The sequence below is a fragment of the Mycolicibacter longobardus genome (genome assembly GCF_002102265.1).
Taxonomy (GTDB): Bacteria; Actinomycetota; Actinomycetes; order Mycobacteriales; family Mycobacteriaceae; genus Mycobacterium; species Mycobacterium longobardum.
On sequence record NZ_LQPG01000039.1, the window covers coordinates 130,108 to 147,301 of the forward strand.

The window sequence follows — 17,194 nt, forward strand, 5'->3', positions numbered from 1 at the left end:
TGCCCTACGCCCCCGATTCGTCTTGCTCGGAACGGATGTGGGGGAAACGCTCGTCGAACTGCCGTTGCTCCCCGTCGTCGCGAATGCTGGCCAGCTTCGTTTCGGTCTCGCTCTTCGGGCGGATCGCCGCCGGCAGGTCGACGAACGCCACCACCCGTTCGTCCTCTTCGTCCAGTTCCTCGACGATCGTCAGGATGCCACCGGCCACCGACAACCGCCCCGGGTTCTCCCACCAGTAGGTGATCAGGTCGTAATCCTCGACGATCCCCGGCGGCCCCATCACCCTCTGCGACTCGGGAAGCCCGTCGTCCAGGGGCATCTGCGTGCCAGCCTTTGGCTCCGAAAGGGCTTGCGGGACCATCAATCGGACTTCCTCGGCCCGCTTGGGGCTCATATGCCGCACTCGCGTCCAGGCCAAGTTTGAATCGCCCAGGCGCACCGAGGCGCTCGGCCCCGTTGACATGTGCAGCGTCGAACCCGGCCCGCACGACGCGTTGGCGATCACCGGCCGCGGCGACTTGTCGCTGCGGCATTGTGCGTCGATCCCGTTCATCGCCAGCACACGGGCCCGTACGTCGCCGAACAGTGTCCCGCCCGGCACGTGCATCGGGCTGGGATAGACCCTCGACCAGTTGGCCCAGGACTGATCCAATGCCAGATCGAACTCGCCGAGCAGCCTCGCGAACGCCAGGCCGTGCTGATTCATCAGCCGGGTCAGCAACTCCAACGGAAACAACATGACCGTAATACTGCACGCATTTATCTACATCACCGCGGCGCCGCGCCGCATGTCGGGGTGGCAAAACGTGACCCGTGCTCATGCGATGATTCTACATGTAGAAGATGTTATGACGTGCTGAAATACGCCAGCATTCGCAACGGTTACGCAGTCCGCGTGATCGAAAAATTTAACCCAGTCACAGAGTTCGTCCGGATCCGCGTTGTGCAGAGGTCGGCAAACCGTCACGAGGCCGCAGTTGGTGTCCATGGGACGAGTGTGGCGGATGAGATCCATGTGGCGATGGATACCGCGGCCGCACCGCGTGTCGCAGGTGTGTTCGATGCTCGATGCGACGTCACAGGACAGGAAAGGATGAGGACATGACGACTCCCGAGGATGAGGCCCGCACCGACGAAACCTGGCACCGACTGCGGGAGTGGTCCTACGGGCAGACGCCGTCAGAACGCCTCGCGGCGTTGATGCTGGACGAGGAAGGGTTCACCGATATCGACCCCTCGCATCCGTTGGGCGGCAAGGACGGTGGCCGAGACGGCGAATGCACCCGCGACAGCAGCAAGTGGACCTGGGCGGTGTACTTCCCCCGCGGCCAACAGGACTTCACCACCATCGAGAAAAAGCTGAAGGACGACATCGCGGCCGCCCGGAAACACAAGCCGGTCGGCATCGCGTTCGTCACCAACCAGGAACTACGGCTTGCCGAGCGACGGGATCTGCGCGAGCTCGGCGGGGACCTTGACATCGACATCTACCACCTGGAACGGCTGGCCACCATCCTGGACCGGCCGCGGATGGCAGCAACCCGGCAGCAGTTCCTCAAGATCTCACCTGGCCGCCCACCCATGATCGTCCGGGCATCTGTCGCCGGCACCGCAATGTCCTTCACCGACGAGGACGCCGTGATCGACGTGCTCGTCGACATCCACGAGCACCAAATCCGGAAACGCTCCGAGGAGGCCCAAGAGCGCGGCGCGGGACGTCTCCCCCTGTTCGCGCCGCTCGAACCCGTCAGCCTGTATCAAAGCCTGGGCCCAAAGTCGCCAGAGCCGCCAAAAGCGTTGACCGAAAACGAGATCACCGACAGTGCCCAAGCCTTCCGCGAGGCACTACAGCAGGACTGGGATTGGTCACGCGACTACCTGGCCGCCGCAGCCGGCGCAGGACTGAAATTCACCATCGAGAACCTTGAAACCTCGTTCCTCAACAACGTCGAGATCGTCTTGACCTTTGGCGGTGCACGCGGCGTCGACTGGACCGCGCCTGACTCCTTCGAACTCGACAAGATGCAGGACCGGCACTGGAAGCCGCCCAACTGGCACATCACCGGCCTCGACTACGGCACGCTACGCCTCAAGGACTACCCGGTCACCTACGACCACAACGACGACGGTGACCTCGAAGTCACAATCACTCTGACGACGCTGCGGCCACGCAAGAAATGGACCAGCGCCGAACACGACATCGTGCTCATGCTCCGCGAGGACGACATCGACGACGTGAACGTCACCTACACCGTCACCGCGGACGGCTACAACGAACTGTTCGAGGGAGACCCAATTACCGTTTCCGTAGAACACGTTTCGGCCTTCAACGCCCTCGCCGACCTCCTGGGTGTCGGCAAAGAAGAATAGCCACCCCGCCGCCAGTTCAGTCCGGTGCGTTGCCCATCGCTGCCGCACTTGCCATCGCCATCAACCGGACCGCGTCGTTGCGGCTGACCTGACTCAACATCGTTACCGCGTTGCGCATCTGGTCACCCACGAACACCGTGGGCCCGTCACCCAAGTGCTCGAACGCCTCGGCAACCACGGCGTCAACCGAGCCCGACTCCGCCGGAGCCTGGTCCAGCGACGAAATCTGGCCGCGCTCATACTCAAGTTGGCGCAGCGCCGGAGTATCCGTCTTGCCCAGAATCAGCCCCACAACGTCAATACCCTTGGGACTCAACTCACTCCACAACGCCTCAGCGAAAACCATGTCGAAGGCCTTGCTCGGGCCGTAGGCCACCATGTTCGCGCCACCAACCAAGCCAGCGCCCGAGCCGAAGACAACGATTCCACCTCGTCCACGCTCCACCATCGGCACTGCGAAGTGATGACACAGCTGCATCGGAGTCACGCAGTTGCGCTGTACCAGCAACTCGGCCACCTCGATGGGCGTGTCGAGAAACGGCGCGAACGTGGGATCGGCGCCAGCGCAATACACCAGAAACCCGATATCGAGATCCTGAGTCGCCTCGGCTATGTCGCGCCATGCTGTGGTTGCCGAGAGGTCGACCGCCAACACCCGGGTCTGCACACCGGTCCCACCACCAATGCCCTCCGCGACCTCTTCCAGGACCGATTGCCGCCGTGCCACCAAGACAACATTGAGACCGCGTCGGGCCAAAGCGTGGGCGAAGGCTGCACCAACACCGTCAGAGGCCCCGGCGACCAGTGCCCACGGACCGTACTTCTCTTGGAAATTCATCGGACACCCGCTCCCGTCGACGCTGACGTCGCCGCCGATTGCCGTGCGCCACTCGGCTTCGAAGTCACCCCAACCGTCCCCGCGCACACTCTTCTGCCCCGCAGGCCCATCGCACGAAAACGCCGACCATCGGGAGCTACATGTGTAGGACGACGACGGTAATCACGCAAGGTCGAACCCATGTAACCCACGTGCCGACGAGCGCGAATGGTGCTGAGTGCAGCTGTTCTTACGGATAAGTCGACCCGCCCTGCGGGGACTCTGAGCATGGTTAACGCCTGCCCTCGCAAGGCGTAACGATGTCGGTGGCTCGGACAACGTGGAAGCGCCTGGCGATGGTCCTCGCGGCGAGACTGCACGACAGAACTTGTACCGACCACGTTGAGCTGCGCGATGATTGCCCGTACTGCCGGGACACAGCTGCGTTGCAGGTATATCAGGCCAAGGCGTCCGGCCAGGACAGCTGTTCCTGGCAAGAGGTCGTCGCCACCCTCGCCCGCCGCATGCAGTATTTCGAGGAATGCAGCGCCCACGGCCCGAAAGACGCCGACCCAGAGAATTGTCCGTTCTGCCACGTCGACGAGGCCACCTGGCGGAGATACGTCGACTTCTGCGGCCGGCGGGGCGTCAAGCCACTGCGCCGGGATGCCGATGCTCTGGCAGATGGGGCCATATCCGTATCGATCTACGACCTACAGCCCGAGCGGTTTCGCATAACCAACGCGGTGGAGCACCACTAGATGGGTTCGCAGACCACAGTTGGCTAGACCGGGTGCGCGCCTGCGGGCGATCGCCGGCGAATACCGTCACGAATAGCGGCCTGGGCGTGCACGTCGGACTCGTTGTAGTCCAGACACCATTTGCGTGCGGCGTCGGCGATCGGCCCGGCCGCGCGGGCTTGGGCGATCTTGACCTGCGATGCCCGCCCACCGGGATCCTCGACACCCCAATGGAATCCGAACAGTGGCGCCACGTTTTTCAGGGATGAGGACTTCACTGCGAAGAATTCGGTGTTGAACCACGAGAGCAGGTCGACGGTGATGCCGTCGAGGGCTTCGGCGACTCGCGGGAACTTGCCGGTCTTGCTGATTTCCGGGTGGCTCCAGTGGAAGATGGTGACGGATTTGCCGGCGAGAGTTGCGCTGCGGCGGAGGGTGATGATCGTGTCGGCGAACTGCTCAGCCAGGGCGGCTTCTCGTTGGTCGTCGAGCGGCTCGAATGAGATGATCGGTTGGTAGCGCGCGGTGGTGTCGTCGTGGCCGTCGCGGATGCGCAGCCCCCACTGGTAGATACGGTCGTCGGTGTCCCACTCGATGTCGAAATCAACTTCGATGTCGGCGGCCGGCGGGGCGGGCCAGGTGCCGGTGCGTGGCTGTAGGTTCAGGCCGGCGACGGTCATCTGTGCTCGCCGCACGGCGTTCTCGAGGGTGCGCTGTGGGGTGGTGGTGCCGACAGAGTGGTCACGGAACGTCTCTGCGTGTTGGGCGGGAGCGGTGTCGGCGAGCTGTTGGACCGTCAGGTGTCCGTTGGTGCCGGAAACGCGGTAAAGGTGGTGCCACTGGCGTGCGTTGAGGTGGCCGGTGTGCAGTGCAAAGGATGCGTCGGCGGGACCGGCGACTTGGTTGCAGTAGTCGAACCATTCGCAGCTGCCGCACTCGGCGGTTCGATAGGGGCGCACGATCTCGCCGCCTGCTTGGGCGGCGGCCGCCACTTTGAGGCGGAAGGCGAACTCGTGGTCGTACCGTTGCAGCGGGGAGCGCAAGGCGCGATGTTCGGGGGCTGAGGCGGAGTAGGTGGGCTGGACCGGGGTGGCCAGGTCGTACCAGACGATGCCGTGGGATGCGGCGACGAGGTCGGTCAGGTCGCTGGTGCCGATGATGCCCCCGACCAGCAGTTCCGTGCCGGCGGCGCCGGGGAGCGAGGACGGGTGATGGCCAAGCTCTTGAAGCATGCGCGTGTAGTGCGCGAGCTGCAACGTGTCGTCGCGCCAGTGGCTGGCGGCGTTGCTGAATCCGCCGTGCTGGTAGCGATGGGTTGGGGAGGCCAACGCTGAGACGGTCACGGATTTCGCTGGCCCGGCAGGTTTCATGGTGCGGTGGTGTTTGACGTCGACCGGCAGATAGCCGCCGGCGTGCTGGAGGAGGACGTCTGGTGCGCCTACGCGGCCGTTGGTGTCAGGGAGTCGGCCACCGACGATGACCGGCACGCCGGCGCACATCGCATCGACGGTCAGGGCTTTGCACTGATCCCAGTCCAGGTCTGGGTCGAAGACGAGCAGACCGGTGGGGGTGCCGGCGAACTGATCGCGGAGTAGATCGACCACTAGGGCTTCGAAGGCAATGCCGGCGTCGAACAGTGCCTGCAGCTCCGGGCTGGGCGCGGGCCGCGGCGGCGCTGTAGGCGAGAACTGGTTGTGGGTGCGGCGAGGGCACTGCTTGGCCGGGTAGCCGCCTAGTGTGATCGGTCGCTTCATGCCCGGTGCCTTTCGTGTTGCTCCTGACCGTACGCGTTGGCACCGACAAAAATTCGCAGGCGAGCGTGCGCCGAACTGCCTGCGCCTAGTGGAGGTTCTGCCAGAACGTGACCGCTTCGTCGTTCTGGTTGAAGTAGCTAGGAACACCGGGGAGATACTGGCCGATATGAGCGACCGCATCAGCGACGTTCGCGGTTGTATCGGAATCCCAATCGAACTGGCCGCCAAGGGCAGCAAGCACTTTCGCCACCGCAAGCTGGGCCTCGTGAGGCGGGATCATCGCGGCGATCGATCCAATGGTTTGCGACATCTACTGAACTCCCAACAGTTCGTTAGCCCGCGCCGGCCACAGGGCGGGACGTGCCGACCAGGTCTCGCCGTCCGCGTCGATCAACTCGATGGTGAACGGGCCGCGCCAACGCCGGATCCACTCCGGGGCGTTGGCGTGATCCTGCAGGTGGTCCCAGTCGCGGTGCTGCGATGCACCCTGCAACGCCTGCAGGGCCTCGCTATCGCTGATAGTGAAGGTGTCGGCGCCGTCCGGATCAACGCGAACTGCGCAGTCGTTGACCCATGCCTCAGGAATAAAGCGAACAGTCCACATGAGCGCACGGTAGCGCCCTGCGCTGGGCGAAATTGCTGCACGACACTCGCCTGCACCACCTTTCGGCGATAGTCGGGTGCGGTGCACGTCGCGGCGCTGAAACTGCGTCGACCGTGCGTACTGTGCTGAGCAGCACCACGGCGTGGAGGAGCGTCGAGTGCGGCGTCGATGACGGCCGACGCCTGGGGCCGAAGACAGGGAGGGCGTCGACGGGGACCCGGTGGGACAACCGCCGAACGGTCGACGTGTCAAGGGAGGGGGCTTAAGACCGATGGGGTTCTGGGATGAGATCCAGCAGGTGCTCGCCGCGGCGACGCAAGCGAAAACAGCCGACGAGCTGATTTCGGCCGTGCGCACCGGTCCCGACCAGGGGGCCGGCTCGGGCGATGCCTTCTTCGCCGGATCCGGTGGCGACGACCAGCTGATAGGAGCCGTGCGTGCCAGCGGCCACTGGGCGATCAGCAGGATCGAGTACGACTACTGGTGGAAAGCGGTGTCCAAGGTGGACGGCAGCGCGATCGAGTACATCGAAGGCGATGTGTACCGGAGGGCGGCGTGAAAGCGCAACGCGCGAAGCGCATCTGGCATGTTGCCGAACGAGGCGGATCTTTCTACGCGGAGAACCAGTTTGGCGGATTCAGGCAGTTCGATACCCGCGGCGATGGCGTCGCCGCGATCGAAGCCGATATCGCCCGATACGGCGACGAATGGGCACCCGGAGCGCAGCCGTGACTACCGCCGGTGTCTCCACCCGCGAGACGTTCTGTCGCCAGTTCGAGGACATGAACACACAGATACGTGACAAGGGGGCTCTGCGGATCGACGTGGACAGCGCCGGTGAGGAATTCGCGTGGGTGGATGCCGACGTGATGGGGCCTGAGTTCATGGGCATCTACGAACGCATGGCGCAGACCGGCTACGCTCACGGATGGCTCTGAGAGGACAGTTGCATGACGATCACCACATACAGTCGCGGTGACTTCACGCTGACCGCAGACGATCACTGTGGATCTGACCAAGTGACGCTCACGGTGACCCGCACCGCGCCGTTCACCGACGACGGGGTCCGGCGCCTCAACAACGAACTGGCCGACTACGGCGCCGAGCTGATCGCAGGATCCGTCGCCGGGAGATACACGCTCTACGTCGGCAGCGAAGCCCTGGATTACGACCCCGGAACCGACGCCAGCGCCGTGCTGACCGCCACGGTGCCACGGTAGGAGACGCAGGAGGCAACAGGCACATGAGCAACATCGATCCGCAAGGGCAGGCCGTGGCCGCGCGCCTGGGACGTAACTATCGGGCCAAGCCGTAGACCTGGACGAGGGGATTCCGTTCGACATCTACCAACTCTTTGAGCAGGTGGCCGGCCGCGACTACTCCCGGAGCCAGGACGATCAGCTCACGATCCTGGAATACGCGTCGGCCTTCGAGAAGGCCCAGGCGCCAGCCGGATAACGGTGGCCGTGTCGGCCGGCCCCGCGACCGGCTGGCGGCTTCGCCGCCGGGCCGGCCAGAGGAACCCCAGCCCGGCGGCCGGATCAGTACACCTAGGCTTTGTCGACGGACTCGGGTGGCACCCCGAACGTGGGGCCGATCGCGTCGTAGATGTCGTCGAGATTCACCCGCACCTGACGGCCGTCGGAGTGCACCGCGACACTGAAACCGCCGAGGTAGCGCAGCTTCTCATTGCCGACGTGGATGAATACCGCGACCTCGCCGTCTTGGAGATGTTCGGCGATCACGTCCGGGACGAAGATCGGCAGGTCACAATCCTCGGAGTCCCAGTCGTAGCTTGACCAGTCGCCGCTCTCGCCGCCGTTGGCCAGAAGGGTGACGCGACCGGGTCCCTGCGCGTTGGCCTCGGGTATCACGGTGAACTCTGCGCCGACCGTCTCCTGTAGTGCCGCAATGTCTTTGACGGCGAAGGTGTTGGTGCGGCCAACTCCGGTGTAGGTAGCCATGCGATGCCCCTTCCTCGGGCTCATGCCTCGGCTGCGGGCCGGGGCGAATCGGTACCGGGATCAATGCGTCCCGATGTAGGCAATGGTATCGAGGGGGTCTGACAAGTTGTTGCTGCCGGAGGCGGCGCCGTCGATATGTGGGCAGGCCCAGCCTGAACCGGATGGCCGGCGCGGACCAGAGCAGCGGCGTGCGGTGGCGGTCTGCGCGATGCCCTCTCAACTGGTGGATATGTGCAGGTAGAGCGATGAATCGGTGACTTGTCGGTGGGTGTACTTAGAGTGTGGCGCATCGGGTCGGAACGGCTCGGTGAAGTGGCCCTGGTAAGTAGCCGGGGCAAGAGCCCGGGAAGGGGTTTTGTGATGGTGGATAAGGCGACGGCTGTGACGTTGATGGAAGCCTGCGGTCGGGCTGGTGTGCCCCTGCTTCTGCGGTCGGGTCCGGGCATGGGTAAGTCGGCCCTGGTGCGTTCACTGGCCGAGGCATTGGACGTTGCGGTCGAGATCGTTTCGGGCGCTAACTCTGATCCCACCGATTTCGTTGGTATGCCGTTCATTTCGCCCGAAGGCGATGGTGTGCGTACCGAGCCCAAGGCGTGGGCTAAGCGGTTGGTGGAGGCGGGCGCAGGAATCCTGCTGCTCGAAGAGTTGACGACCGTGCCGGAGTCGACGCAGGCGGCGATGCTGGCGGTCGCACTGGACAAGCAGGTGGGCGAGGACCTGCGACTGCCCGCCGATGTGTGGGTGTTCGCCGCGGCCAACCCTCCCGAGCTGTCGGCGGGCGGTTTCGAGCTGGCTGCGCCGATGGCAAACCGGTTCTGCCACGTGGACTACGCACCCACCGTTGATGAGTGGGTTGAAGGCATGCTGACTGGCTGGGCGGCTGTCCCGGTGTCTCGGGCGGTTGTCCCGACCGAAGTGCACACCGCGGCGATCGTCGCGGCGGTGACCGCCTTCGTGCAGTCCCGCCCCGGCCTGCTGCGGGCGTGCCCGGAAGGTGAGGCCGACGGGTTGGGTGGAGCCTGGCCGTCCGACCGTACCTGGGACATGCTGGCTCGGGTCCTGGTGCGGCTGCGCAACGATGACACGGCGGCGGTGCAGTCCGCGGTGTTCGGTCTGATCGGCGCCAAGGCGGGACGGGAGTTCCTGGCCTGGCTGACGGCCCGCGATCTGCCCGATGCCGCCGCGGTGATCGCCGACCCGGCCATCGTGGACTGGGAGGGTGAGCGTCCCGACCGGCTGTGGGCGGTCCTCAACGGCGTTGCCACCCTGGCTGCCACGGCGGGCACGCAGGACGCCTGGCGGCGTGCCTGGGGGCCGCTGTCGGCCTGCGCTGGTGCTGGTCGTGCCGATGTGGCTGCCGCTGCGGCCAGGTCGCTGGCAAAGGTGCGCCCGAACGGGGCGAAAGTCCCGGCAACTGCACGGGTTTTCGTCCCGATCCTGACCGCTGCCGGTCTGATGGCCGGCGAGGACGCCGCGTAGGCGTTCTGCGTGGGGTGGGTGCTCGCCGCGGTGGTGGTACCCACCCCGCCCCGGTGGCGGTGCTCCCGCCGTTGGGGACGGGGGTTTGTCGGTGGGGGTGGTTAGTGTGTGGGGTATCGGGCCGAGCGGCTCGGTCGATGTGGCCCTGGCGGGTAGCCGGGGCATGAGCCCGGGAAGGGGATTGTTATGACGAATCAGGTGACGGTGCGGGAGTTGAGCGCCGATGAGCGCGGCGTGTACCACACGGCGAATCTGGTGGCATTCGAGGCCATGCCCTACTTCGCGGATGCGCTGTTCTCGGTAATCCCGGTCGCTGCAATAGGAATGGGTACGTTCGCGGTCGACAAGAATTGGCGTCTCTACCTGGACCCGGCTCGTCTGATCGGCAAAGGGGCGTGGTCGGTGCAGCAGGTCGCCGCGGCGCTGCTACATGAGGTCGGGCACCTGTTGCGGGTGCACGCCGACCGCGCTGCGGTCCTGGCGCAGCCGCTGGCGCACCTGGCGTGGAACTACGCTGCCGACGCCGAAATCAACGATGACCTGATCGACGCCGGGGTGGTTTTGCCGGTCGACCCGGTCACCCCGGCCGTGCTCGGCTGTGAGCCGGGAGGGTTCGCCGAGGACTACTACGCGGCGATCGCCGACGACTACCACGACGAGCCTGCCGTCGGTGGGGCCGGGAACGGTTCGCAGGCCGGTGGGGACGGGTCCGCGGGCGCTGGCGGTGACGGCGCGGCGGATAGCGGTGGCGAGTTCGGGTGCGGCTCGGGTTCGGGCTGTGAAGCCAACCCCGGCGAGCTGATTGCCGAAGATGCAATGGGTGGGCGTGCTGGAATCGATTCTGCCACGGCCGATCTGATCCGCGAGCAGGTCGCCGTCGCGGTGCGCGACCACGCCGAAGGCAAGGGCCGCGGCAGTGTTCCCGCTGGCGTGCAGCGGTGGGCTGACAAGGTGCTCACCCCGCCAGCTGTGCCGTGGCGCCGGGTGCTGCGGGTGGCGATCCGCCGCGCCATCGGCCAGGCCGCGGGACGCACCGACTACAGCATGGCCCGTCCGTCGCGGCGCTCCCGCGACGTACTGTTCCCGGGGCTGCGCGGCCCGAAGATTCGTGTCGCGGTCGTGGTGGACACGTCGGGATCGATGAGTGCGGGTGACCTGGCCGCGGCACTGTCGGAAGTCCAAGGTGTGCTGCGGACGGCGGCGGTCGCCCGCGAGCACGTGACGGTCCTGACGGTCGACGCGGCCGCTGCCGCTCCGCAGCGGATCAGCCGGGTTCAGGACATTGCGTTGATCGGTGGCGGCGGGACCGATATGCGGGTCGGTATCGCCGCTGCAGAAGCGTTGCGGCCCGCGCCGCACGTGGTGGTGGTGCTCACCGATGGCGACAGCCCGTGGCCGGATGCGGCGGGCACAGCGAAGCTTGTCTGCGTCATCATCGGCAACGAGCGTGCCGCGACAGCGGTACCGGAGTTCGCCACCACGGTGACTATCCCCTCCCAAGCTGCGGCGGCCGCCTAAGCGGCGGCCCCGCCATGCCGGTGGCCGGCCAGCGGCACACCACCACTGCCGGTGGCGGCCACCAACCTCCGACCTGCGGGCCGGGTGCGGGTTCTTCCCGGCCAGCACCCGGTTCGCAGGGCCGAGAGTGGGTCTGCGAGAAAGGAGGACCAGCGATGCGATACCACTTCGAGCCGGTTACCGAGGGGCCTGACCGCCATGCCGCCGGGGTGGTGCGCATCGTGGCACGCCGACATCATCGGGCCTCCACGACAGGGATCGTCTACAAGGTTCGCAACGTAGACACCGGGAGGGCCGCAACGGCTTTGCCGGGTGAATTGGAGCCGATCGCAGACCTGAACCGCTGACGTAGCGGGCCGCCGGCGCGCATTGCCAACCTGGTGATGCGGCCCGCAGGTCGGTGTTCAAACGGGTTGTCGGTGGGTCGCGGTAGCGTGCGTGTTGTCAGGGCGAGGCAGTGCCTGACAGCAGGTGGAGTCCCGGTCGGTAGCCGGGAAGTGAGCCCGGGAAGGGGCGATTGTGGTGGCACAAGATGGTGATGAGGTGGGCCGGTTGGCCGCGTATGCGGAGCGGGTGCTGGCCGGCACGGGTTTGACCGTGGCTGATGCGGACCCCGATGCGGTCGAAGGCGAGCTGCCGGTGTCAGGGTCGGCGGCCGCGGCGCTGCAGGACGGCTGGGATATGGCGCGTCGGGCTGGGCAGGTGGTCTTGTGACCGTCGAGTTCTACGACCTGGCTCAGCGGCTGTATGCGGCGCGCTCTGGTCGGCCGGTCCTGCGGGTTGCCGACGCTCTGGTGGCCCTGTCGCCAAGTGCGGTGTTTGTCGAGGCTCGCCGCGGTGGTGACACGCTGACCGCGACGGTAGCCACCGCGACCAGCTCGGCGCGTACCGTGACCGGCGGTGCGAGCATCCTTTCGGCGTTGCATGGTGCCGGTGCGCGGTTCGGACTTGAGTCCCCGTGTCAGGTGGTGGTGGCTGACGCGGCGGGGGTGTCACTGCTGGCCGGTGTTGCCCGCAAGCTGGCGGGCCACGGCGATCCGGTGGTGGCCGAGGCATCGGCGGTGATCGGGTGGTGGGCCGACCGGCTGGGCTACCCGGGCAGTGGCGCGGTGGTGGACGCGCTGGCGCAGTCGCGGCAACGGTTCGTCACAGCTGGACTGCCGACCGATGAGCGGTCGGGGACATACTGGCGCAAGGTGTTCGGGGTCGGCGCCGGGGTGGCGGGCCTGGCCGGGTGGGCGCAGGCCGTGACGGCGGGAACGCCCGCCGAGGGCTTGGCAGTGATGGCCGAAGATGACGCCTACAGCTACGAGTCGGCTGGGCAGGCGTTCGGCAAGGGGCAGGATTGGACGGCTCCCGATGGTGCGCCGCGGGCCGCCCTTGGGCTGCGTCGTCGCTGTGATGCTGCGGAATTGTTTGAGTCGATCCTGTTGGAAGATCGGTTGTGGCGGCACCGTGCGGTGCACACCGGCAATGTGTCCGGTGGGCTTGTGGACTGGGGGGATCGCACTCGGTTCAGTGTGCAGTGTTCGCGGATGGATTCTCGGCTGCGTGAGGGCACCGCGGTGCGTGGCTGGGCGGGTGGAATCGACAGCTACGGCCGCGCAATGACGTTCGTGGGTGAGGTCATCACCGCCGAGGCCGTCGAAGGGGCGCTGGTGTTGACGGTCGCCGGGGTGCGGGCCGACTCTCGGCCACCGGTAGGGGGGTGGGTATCGCTGATGCCTGCGGCGCCCAACGTCTCGCGTGTGCGGTCGTCCCTGTTCACCTATCGCCGCTTGCTCACGGGCGGCGGGTCGTGGATCGCCTCGGGTAAACCGCCCACTCGCGCGCGGCGTGATGTGCCGTTGGACGTGCTGATCGCGGCGGCGGAAACCGAATGACGCGCACCCGGCCCTGGCCCTCCCGAACCCGGGGGGCCGGGGTCGGGTGCGAGTGGTTGCGGCGTGCCGATCGAGGGCGAAGTGGCCGGCGGTGGGTGTCGCAGCCGGGGTGCGGCGAGCCGCGTCCCTAGCCTCGAAAGGGGAGGGGGTTAGGCAGTGAAGGTGACGAGGCGATCGCTTTTGACGGGGGTGGAACGCACGCTGGAGCTGGCGGTCACGGCCGAACAGCTGGAGGCGTGGAAGGCCGGGGGTGAGTTGATTCAAGACGCGCTGCCCCACCTGACCGCCAGCGAACGGGAGTTTCTGGTGTCGGGAGTGACGCCCGACGAGTGGGCCGAGCACCTCAGCGAACCGATGTAGCTCTGGGCGGTGCAGCCGCGTTGTGCTCGGCGCGAGGTGTGAACGGGTAAATGGCGCGAATCGATGAATAGGGGTGTGCGGTGGGGTTTTTCAGCTCGGATTGTGAAGGGTGCGGGCATCCGCTGCTGTCGCAGATGGCGACGGAGACGGTCAACGCATGGATGAACTTGGGTGTGGCGATCAAACGTGACGGGTCGATCCTCAAGGGTGCCTATGACGGCTACGGCCAGCTTGGTAACTATGACTATGCGATCGAGGATGCGACGGTCTGGCATCAGGCCTGTTGGGCTGCGGCCGGCTCACCCACCGACTACCGGGGTGAGTCCAAGCCTTCGGCAGACCAGGGCTGGTTCTTTGCTGACGGGACGCACGACATGACAGAACCCGCCTCCGCCGGGGGCTAGCGGAACATCCCGCTGGCCGTACCGGTCTCGCGCCGCTGTGCAGGGCGCCGCGGCCCACGCAATCGGCCGCCGACGGAACTTGTCGGTGGCCGGTTGTAGTGTGGCTGACATCAGGTAGAACAACCTGGAAGTGTGTTTCACACCCGGTCTGTAGCCGGGGTGGGAGCCCGGGAAGGGGCAGTGGGAACAGATGCGTATTTTCAAGCCACGCAACAGCAGTGGGGCTAACGCTGCCAGTCAGATAGCCGTGGGTGAAGGCAGCGAAGCGCCCACGGTGACGTTCGGTGCTGATGGCGGTGAGCCGGAGGCGGCTCGGGTGCGGCCCGGTAGAGCCCTGTTGCGGGACGCGATTACCGCCGAAGTGGTGCTGGGGGTCTGGTCGGGCGACCCGGCCGTCGTCGTACCTGCCCCTCCGGGAAGCGGCAAGACCCGGCTGACGGTGGAACTGTCAGGGCTGCTGGCCGACAGCGCGGACTTGCGAATCGGGATCGCGGCACAGACCCGGGCACAGGCCATCGAGATAGCTCGGCGGCTTGCGAAGAGTTGCGACCGCGCGATGGTGGGACTGTTGTGGAAGGCCGGGGGTGTGCGCCCCGACTGCGGGGACTGCCCGATCATCAGTGGCCGCGGCCAGGTGTGGCCGTCCGGTGGCGGCGCGGTGCGCGTGGCGACCAGCGCCAAGTGGCTGTCCTCGGAGCCGGAACGGCTCGCCGCGGACGTCCTGATCGTTGATGAGGCCTACCAATGCACCTATGCCGACTTGTGTGCGCTGGGGGCGATGACGGCGGGACAGGTTGTACTGGTGGGGGATTCGGGGCAGATCGACCCCGTTGTCACCGGGGATGTGTCTCGGTGGGCGGATAGCCCAACCGGCCCGCACTTGCCTGCGCCGATCGCCCTGGCGGCTGCGCATGGTGATGCGGTGACCACGATTGCGCTGCGGCACACATGGCGGCTTGGGCCGGTCACCACGGCCCTGGTGTCGTCGGCGTTCTACGCCGACATGCCGTTTACCTCGCGGCGCCCCGCCGAGCACGTGTCGCTGGACGGGGCGGCGTTGCCGGAGTTTTCGCACCGGGTGCTCACCGCCGCCGATGGTCCGACCTCGGCATCGGTCGCGGTCGCTGCAGTCGATCGGGTCCGGGACTTGCTGGCGGGCGGCACCCTCACCACCAGTGCCGGCACCAGGCAGCTCACCGACGATGACGTGGCCGTAGTGGTGCCACACGTGGCCCAGGCGGCTGCGATCCGCGCCATGCTGGCCGATCACCCCGGGGTGCTCTGCGGGACCGCTAACGCGCTGCAGGGGCTGGAAAGGGCGGCGGTGGTCGCTGTGCACCCGATGGTCGGCAAGCGGACCCCGGACCCGTTTTCGATCGACGCGGCGCGGCTGTGCGTGATGCTGTCGCGGCACCGCTGCCATCTCACCGTTCTGGCCGACGCGCACACCGGCTCCGCGTGGGCCGATCATCGCGATGACGACGACGTTGCGCGGGCGGCCGGTGTGTTCGACCAACTGCTCGCCACCCCGGCGGTCTAACCCGCTGCTGGGGACGCGCATTGATTGTATGAGGGGGTTGGTTGTCGGTGGGTGTTTGTAGTGTGGGTGGTGTCGGGCGAGGGGTTGTGTTGTGCGGCAGGTGTTCTCCGGTTTGTAGCTGGGGTGTGAGTCCGGGAAGGGGCTGTTTGGAGATGTTGGTGTTTGTCGATGATGAGGGCGATGTGGTGTTCGTGGAGCAGTTGTCGCTTGAGGAGGCGCGTGCGGTGTTGGCGCGGTTGGTGGCGCAGATCGCCGCGGTGGCTGAGCGTATTGAGTGTTTGGAGGATGAGGAGGCGCGGGAGCGGGTGGTGGAGGCGGGTGTGGAGCACGCGCGGGAGTTGTTCGAGGATGTGGCGCAGGAGTTGTTGGGTGGTGTTGCGTGAGTGCGGTGGGAGGGCCGGGGACTTCGGTTCCCGGCCTGGGTGGTGCTGCTGGTGTCGGGTTGGTGCCGTTGCGGGTGGTTCGTGATGCAGCGAGGTTTGAGGCGTGGTGGTTGTCCTGGGGGGCCGATGTTGAGCTGCTTGGCGAGTTGGTCGCCATGATCGGCGATGTGTGCGAGGCGGAGTGTGGTCTGTCGGCGTTGCTCTCGGAGGTGTTTGAGGATGCCGGCCCGGTGCCGGTGTGGCTGCGGGTGGAGGGTTTGCGGGCGGGGGTGGTGCCGGGGTGGTTGAGCGTGAGTGTGGAGGCCGCCTACGGCGGTGATGGCACACGTGATGGGGCGGAGGTGCTGCTGTGCTTGACCCCGCAGCGTGTTGGCCCGCGGCCCGCTGATTGGGAAGACCCAGCGGCTGCGGCGCTGCCGGGGCTGTTGGTGTCGGCGTATGTCAGTAAGCCGCATCGGGTGTTCGCGCCGGCCCCTGGGGCGCCCCTGTTGGAGGCGGTGGCCGAGGTGATCGATACGGCCCTGTTGTTGGTGAACGCTGAGCTGGTGGAGCGGGATCGGTTCAGTGTGTTGGTTCGGCGGCCGGCGTAGCCGGCGGCCTAAGCGGGTGCGAGGGTGGGTCGGCTCTGTCGGGGTCGGCCCATCCGGCTTTCTGGGCGCCCGGGGCCGGGGGCCGCGCGGTATTGCCGGCGGAGCCGGTGGTCTGTTCGGCGGGTGCGGCGGGTGGGGTCGCCGCATGAATTGTATGAGGGGGTGTGGTGGGGGTGGGCTGTGTCGCCGGGGTGGTGTCGAGATTGTGTGAGCGGGCTCGTGGGTGATCCCCTGCGGGCCGGTGGGGGTTTGCGCCGCTGAGGCCTGGTGCGTGGCTGTGTGGGGGCGTGAGCCCTGTGCGCGGGGGTGTCTGGCGGTGAGGCGGCTGGCGGCCGCCGGGTTGTCGGCGGTGGTGGCCGACCGCGGGGTGCGGTGTGCTCGAGGGGCGCCGGTGTCAGCCGGCGGCCGGCGCCGCGATGACGCATTGAGGTGAGCATAAATAGTATGAGGGGGTAAGAACGTAATCTATTGGTACACAACGGCAATGCCGAAAGGCATTGGCAGGCCACAAGATACGTGTAGAATAGGAAACATGAAGGCGCGCAATGCAATACGGTCGGCGGCAACGCCGACGACGGACGGAAAACGAAACACCAAGCAACACAACACAATACAGAACACCACCACCAGAAGCGGCGAAGCCGCGACCAGCACCCAGCCAACAACGAAACCGCAACGCGCACAACACAATCTAGCCACCCGCCCGATAGCCGGCCGCAGGCCGGCGGCGCGCACGGCGGCGCAGCCGCCGGTCTCCCCTGCGGCGAAGCCGCGGCCACACCAAGCCA

22 protein-coding genes are annotated in these 17,194 nt (G+C 66.5%); 15 read left to right on the forward strand and 7 right to left on the reverse strand.

What is annotated here, in order from left to right; translation table 11 throughout:
* Positions 1–4 precede the first annotated feature (4 nt).
* The gene (locus AWC16_RS19655) at positions 5–739 is read right to left on the reverse strand and encodes a hypothetical protein (protein ID WP_085266398.1); all 735 of its coding nucleotides are present in this window, start codon (positions 737–739) and stop codon (positions 5–7) included.
* Between the two features lie 362 nt (positions 740–1,101).
* On the opposite strand from AWC16_RS19655, the gene AWC16_RS19660 reads away from it, so the two are divergent.
* On the forward strand, positions 1,102–2,370 hold the full coding sequence (locus AWC16_RS19660) for a hypothetical protein (protein ID WP_085266399.1): 1,269 nt from the start codon (positions 1,102–1,104) through the stop codon (positions 2,368–2,370).
* Between the two features lie 16 nt (positions 2,371–2,386).
* On the opposite strand, the gene AWC16_RS19665 is transcribed toward AWC16_RS19660, so the two are convergent.
* A complete protein-coding gene (locus AWC16_RS19665; RefSeq protein WP_085266424.1) occupies positions 2,387–3,208 on the reverse strand; it encodes an SDR family NAD(P)-dependent oxidoreductase in 822 nt (273 codons plus the stop codon).
* A 299-nt stretch (positions 3,209–3,507) separates the two neighbouring features.
* Here AWC16_RS19665 and AWC16_RS19670 point away from each other — a divergent pair, with 299 nt between their 5' ends.
* Positions 3,508–3,948, forward strand: coding sequence for a hypothetical protein (locus AWC16_RS19670; RefSeq protein ID WP_085266400.1), 441 nt, complete (start codon positions 3,508–3,510; stop codon positions 3,946–3,948).
* A gap of 23 nt (positions 3,949–3,971) precedes the next feature.
* Here the strand turns inward: AWC16_RS19670 and AWC16_RS19675 are convergent, their stop codons facing one another.
* From AWC16_RS19675 to AWC16_RS19685, 3 genes are all read right to left on the reverse strand, one after another.
* On the reverse strand, positions 3,972–5,681 hold the full coding sequence (locus tag AWC16_RS19675) for a ribonuclease H-like domain-containing protein (RefSeq protein ID WP_085266401.1): 1,710 nt from the start codon (positions 5,679–5,681) through the stop codon (positions 3,972–3,974).
* Between the two features lie 85 nt (positions 5,682–5,766).
* Complete coding sequence (locus AWC16_RS19680; RefSeq protein ID WP_085266402.1) at positions 5,767–5,991, reverse strand: hypothetical protein; 225 nt, start codon at positions 5,989–5,991, stop codon at positions 5,767–5,769.
* Positions 5,992–6,285 (reverse strand): hypothetical protein, encoded by a 294-nt coding sequence (locus tag AWC16_RS19685; RefSeq protein WP_085266403.1) that lies wholly within the window; start codon positions 6,283–6,285, stop codon positions 5,992–5,994. It abuts the gene before it with no gap.
* A gap of 271 nt (positions 6,286–6,556) precedes the next feature.
* On the opposite strand from AWC16_RS19685, the gene AWC16_RS19690 reads away from it, so the two are divergent.
* The 4 genes from AWC16_RS19690 to AWC16_RS19700 are packed head-to-tail and all read left to right on the forward strand — an operon-like array spanning position 6,557 to position 7,505.
* Positions 6,557–6,844, forward strand: a complete 288-nt coding sequence (locus tag AWC16_RS19690; protein WP_085266404.1) for a hypothetical protein — start codon at positions 6,557–6,559, stop codon at positions 6,842–6,844.
* Positions 6,841–7,017 (forward strand): hypothetical protein, encoded by a 177-nt coding sequence (locus tag AWC16_RS24530; protein WP_165759274.1) that lies wholly within the window; start codon positions 6,841–6,843, stop codon positions 7,015–7,017. The genes AWC16_RS19690 and AWC16_RS24530 overlap by 4 nt, the downstream gene beginning before the upstream one ends.
* Positions 7,014–7,223, forward strand: a complete 210-nt coding sequence (locus tag AWC16_RS19695) for a hypothetical protein (protein ID WP_133056011.1) — start codon at positions 7,014–7,016, stop codon at positions 7,221–7,223. The genes AWC16_RS24530 and AWC16_RS19695 overlap by 4 nt, the downstream gene beginning before the upstream one ends.
* Positions 7,224–7,235: 12 nt before the next feature.
* Positions 7,236–7,505, forward strand: coding sequence for a hypothetical protein (locus tag AWC16_RS19700; protein ID WP_085266406.1), 270 nt, complete (start codon positions 7,236–7,238; stop codon positions 7,503–7,505).
* Positions 7,506–7,835: 330 nt separating this feature from the next.
* Here the strand turns inward: AWC16_RS19700 and AWC16_RS19705 are convergent, their stop codons facing one another.
* Positions 7,836–8,249 (reverse strand): hypothetical protein, encoded by a 414-nt coding sequence (locus tag AWC16_RS19705; RefSeq protein WP_085266407.1) that lies wholly within the window; start codon positions 8,247–8,249, stop codon positions 7,836–7,838.
* Positions 8,250–8,639: 390 nt separating this feature from the next.
* On the opposite strand from AWC16_RS19705, the gene AWC16_RS19710 reads away from it, so the two are divergent.
* The 9 genes from AWC16_RS19710 (at position 8,640) to AWC16_RS19745 (ending at position 16,406) form a co-directional block, all read left to right on the forward strand.
* Positions 8,640–9,728: an AAA family ATPase gene (locus AWC16_RS19710; RefSeq protein WP_337339862.1), complete on the forward strand. Its 1,089-nt coding sequence runs from the start codon at positions 8,640–8,642 to the stop codon at positions 9,726–9,728.
* Positions 9,729–9,914: 186 nt separating this feature from the next.
* Positions 9,915–11,246, forward strand: a complete 1,332-nt coding sequence (locus AWC16_RS19715; RefSeq protein ID WP_085266409.1) for a vWA domain-containing protein — start codon at positions 9,915–9,917, stop codon at positions 11,244–11,246.
* Between the two features lie 522 nt (positions 11,247–11,768).
* The gene (locus AWC16_RS19720) at positions 11,769–11,960 is read left to right on the forward strand and encodes a hypothetical protein (protein ID WP_133056012.1); all 192 of its coding nucleotides are present in this window, start codon (positions 11,769–11,771) and stop codon (positions 11,958–11,960) included.
* Positions 11,957–13,129, forward strand: coding sequence for a hypothetical protein (locus AWC16_RS19725; protein WP_085266411.1), 1,173 nt, complete (start codon positions 11,957–11,959; stop codon positions 13,127–13,129). The genes AWC16_RS19720 and AWC16_RS19725 overlap by 4 nt, the downstream gene beginning before the upstream one ends.
* A 162-nt stretch (positions 13,130–13,291) precedes the next feature.
* Positions 13,292–13,489, forward strand: coding sequence for a hypothetical protein (locus tag AWC16_RS24125; protein WP_133056013.1), 198 nt, complete (start codon positions 13,292–13,294; stop codon positions 13,487–13,489).
* Positions 13,490–13,569: 80 nt separating this feature from the next.
* Positions 13,570–13,893 (forward strand): hypothetical protein, encoded by a 324-nt coding sequence (locus AWC16_RS19730; protein ID WP_085266412.1) that lies wholly within the window; start codon positions 13,570–13,572, stop codon positions 13,891–13,893.
* A 247-nt stretch (positions 13,894–14,140) separates the two neighbouring features.
* Positions 14,141–15,433 carry an AAA family ATPase gene (locus AWC16_RS19735; protein ID WP_234812353.1) on the forward strand — a complete coding sequence of 431 codons (1,293 nt, stop codon included), beginning with the start codon at positions 14,141–14,143 and terminating at the stop codon, positions 15,431–15,433.
* 158 nt (positions 15,434–15,591) lie between these two features.
* Positions 15,592–15,816, forward strand: coding sequence for a hypothetical protein (locus AWC16_RS19740; protein WP_133056014.1), 225 nt, complete (start codon positions 15,592–15,594; stop codon positions 15,814–15,816).
* Positions 15,813–16,406, forward strand: a complete 594-nt coding sequence (locus tag AWC16_RS19745; RefSeq protein WP_133056015.1) for a hypothetical protein — start codon at positions 15,813–15,815, stop codon at positions 16,404–16,406. Before AWC16_RS19740 ends, AWC16_RS19745 begins: the two co-directional genes overlap by 4 nt.
* A gap of 465 nt (positions 16,407–16,871) precedes the next feature.
* Here the strand turns inward: AWC16_RS19745 and AWC16_RS24755 are convergent.
* Positions 16,872–17,194, reverse strand: a 323-nt coding sequence (locus tag AWC16_RS24755) for a hypothetical protein (RefSeq protein WP_207572363.1), incomplete at its 5' end; no start/stop codon positions are given.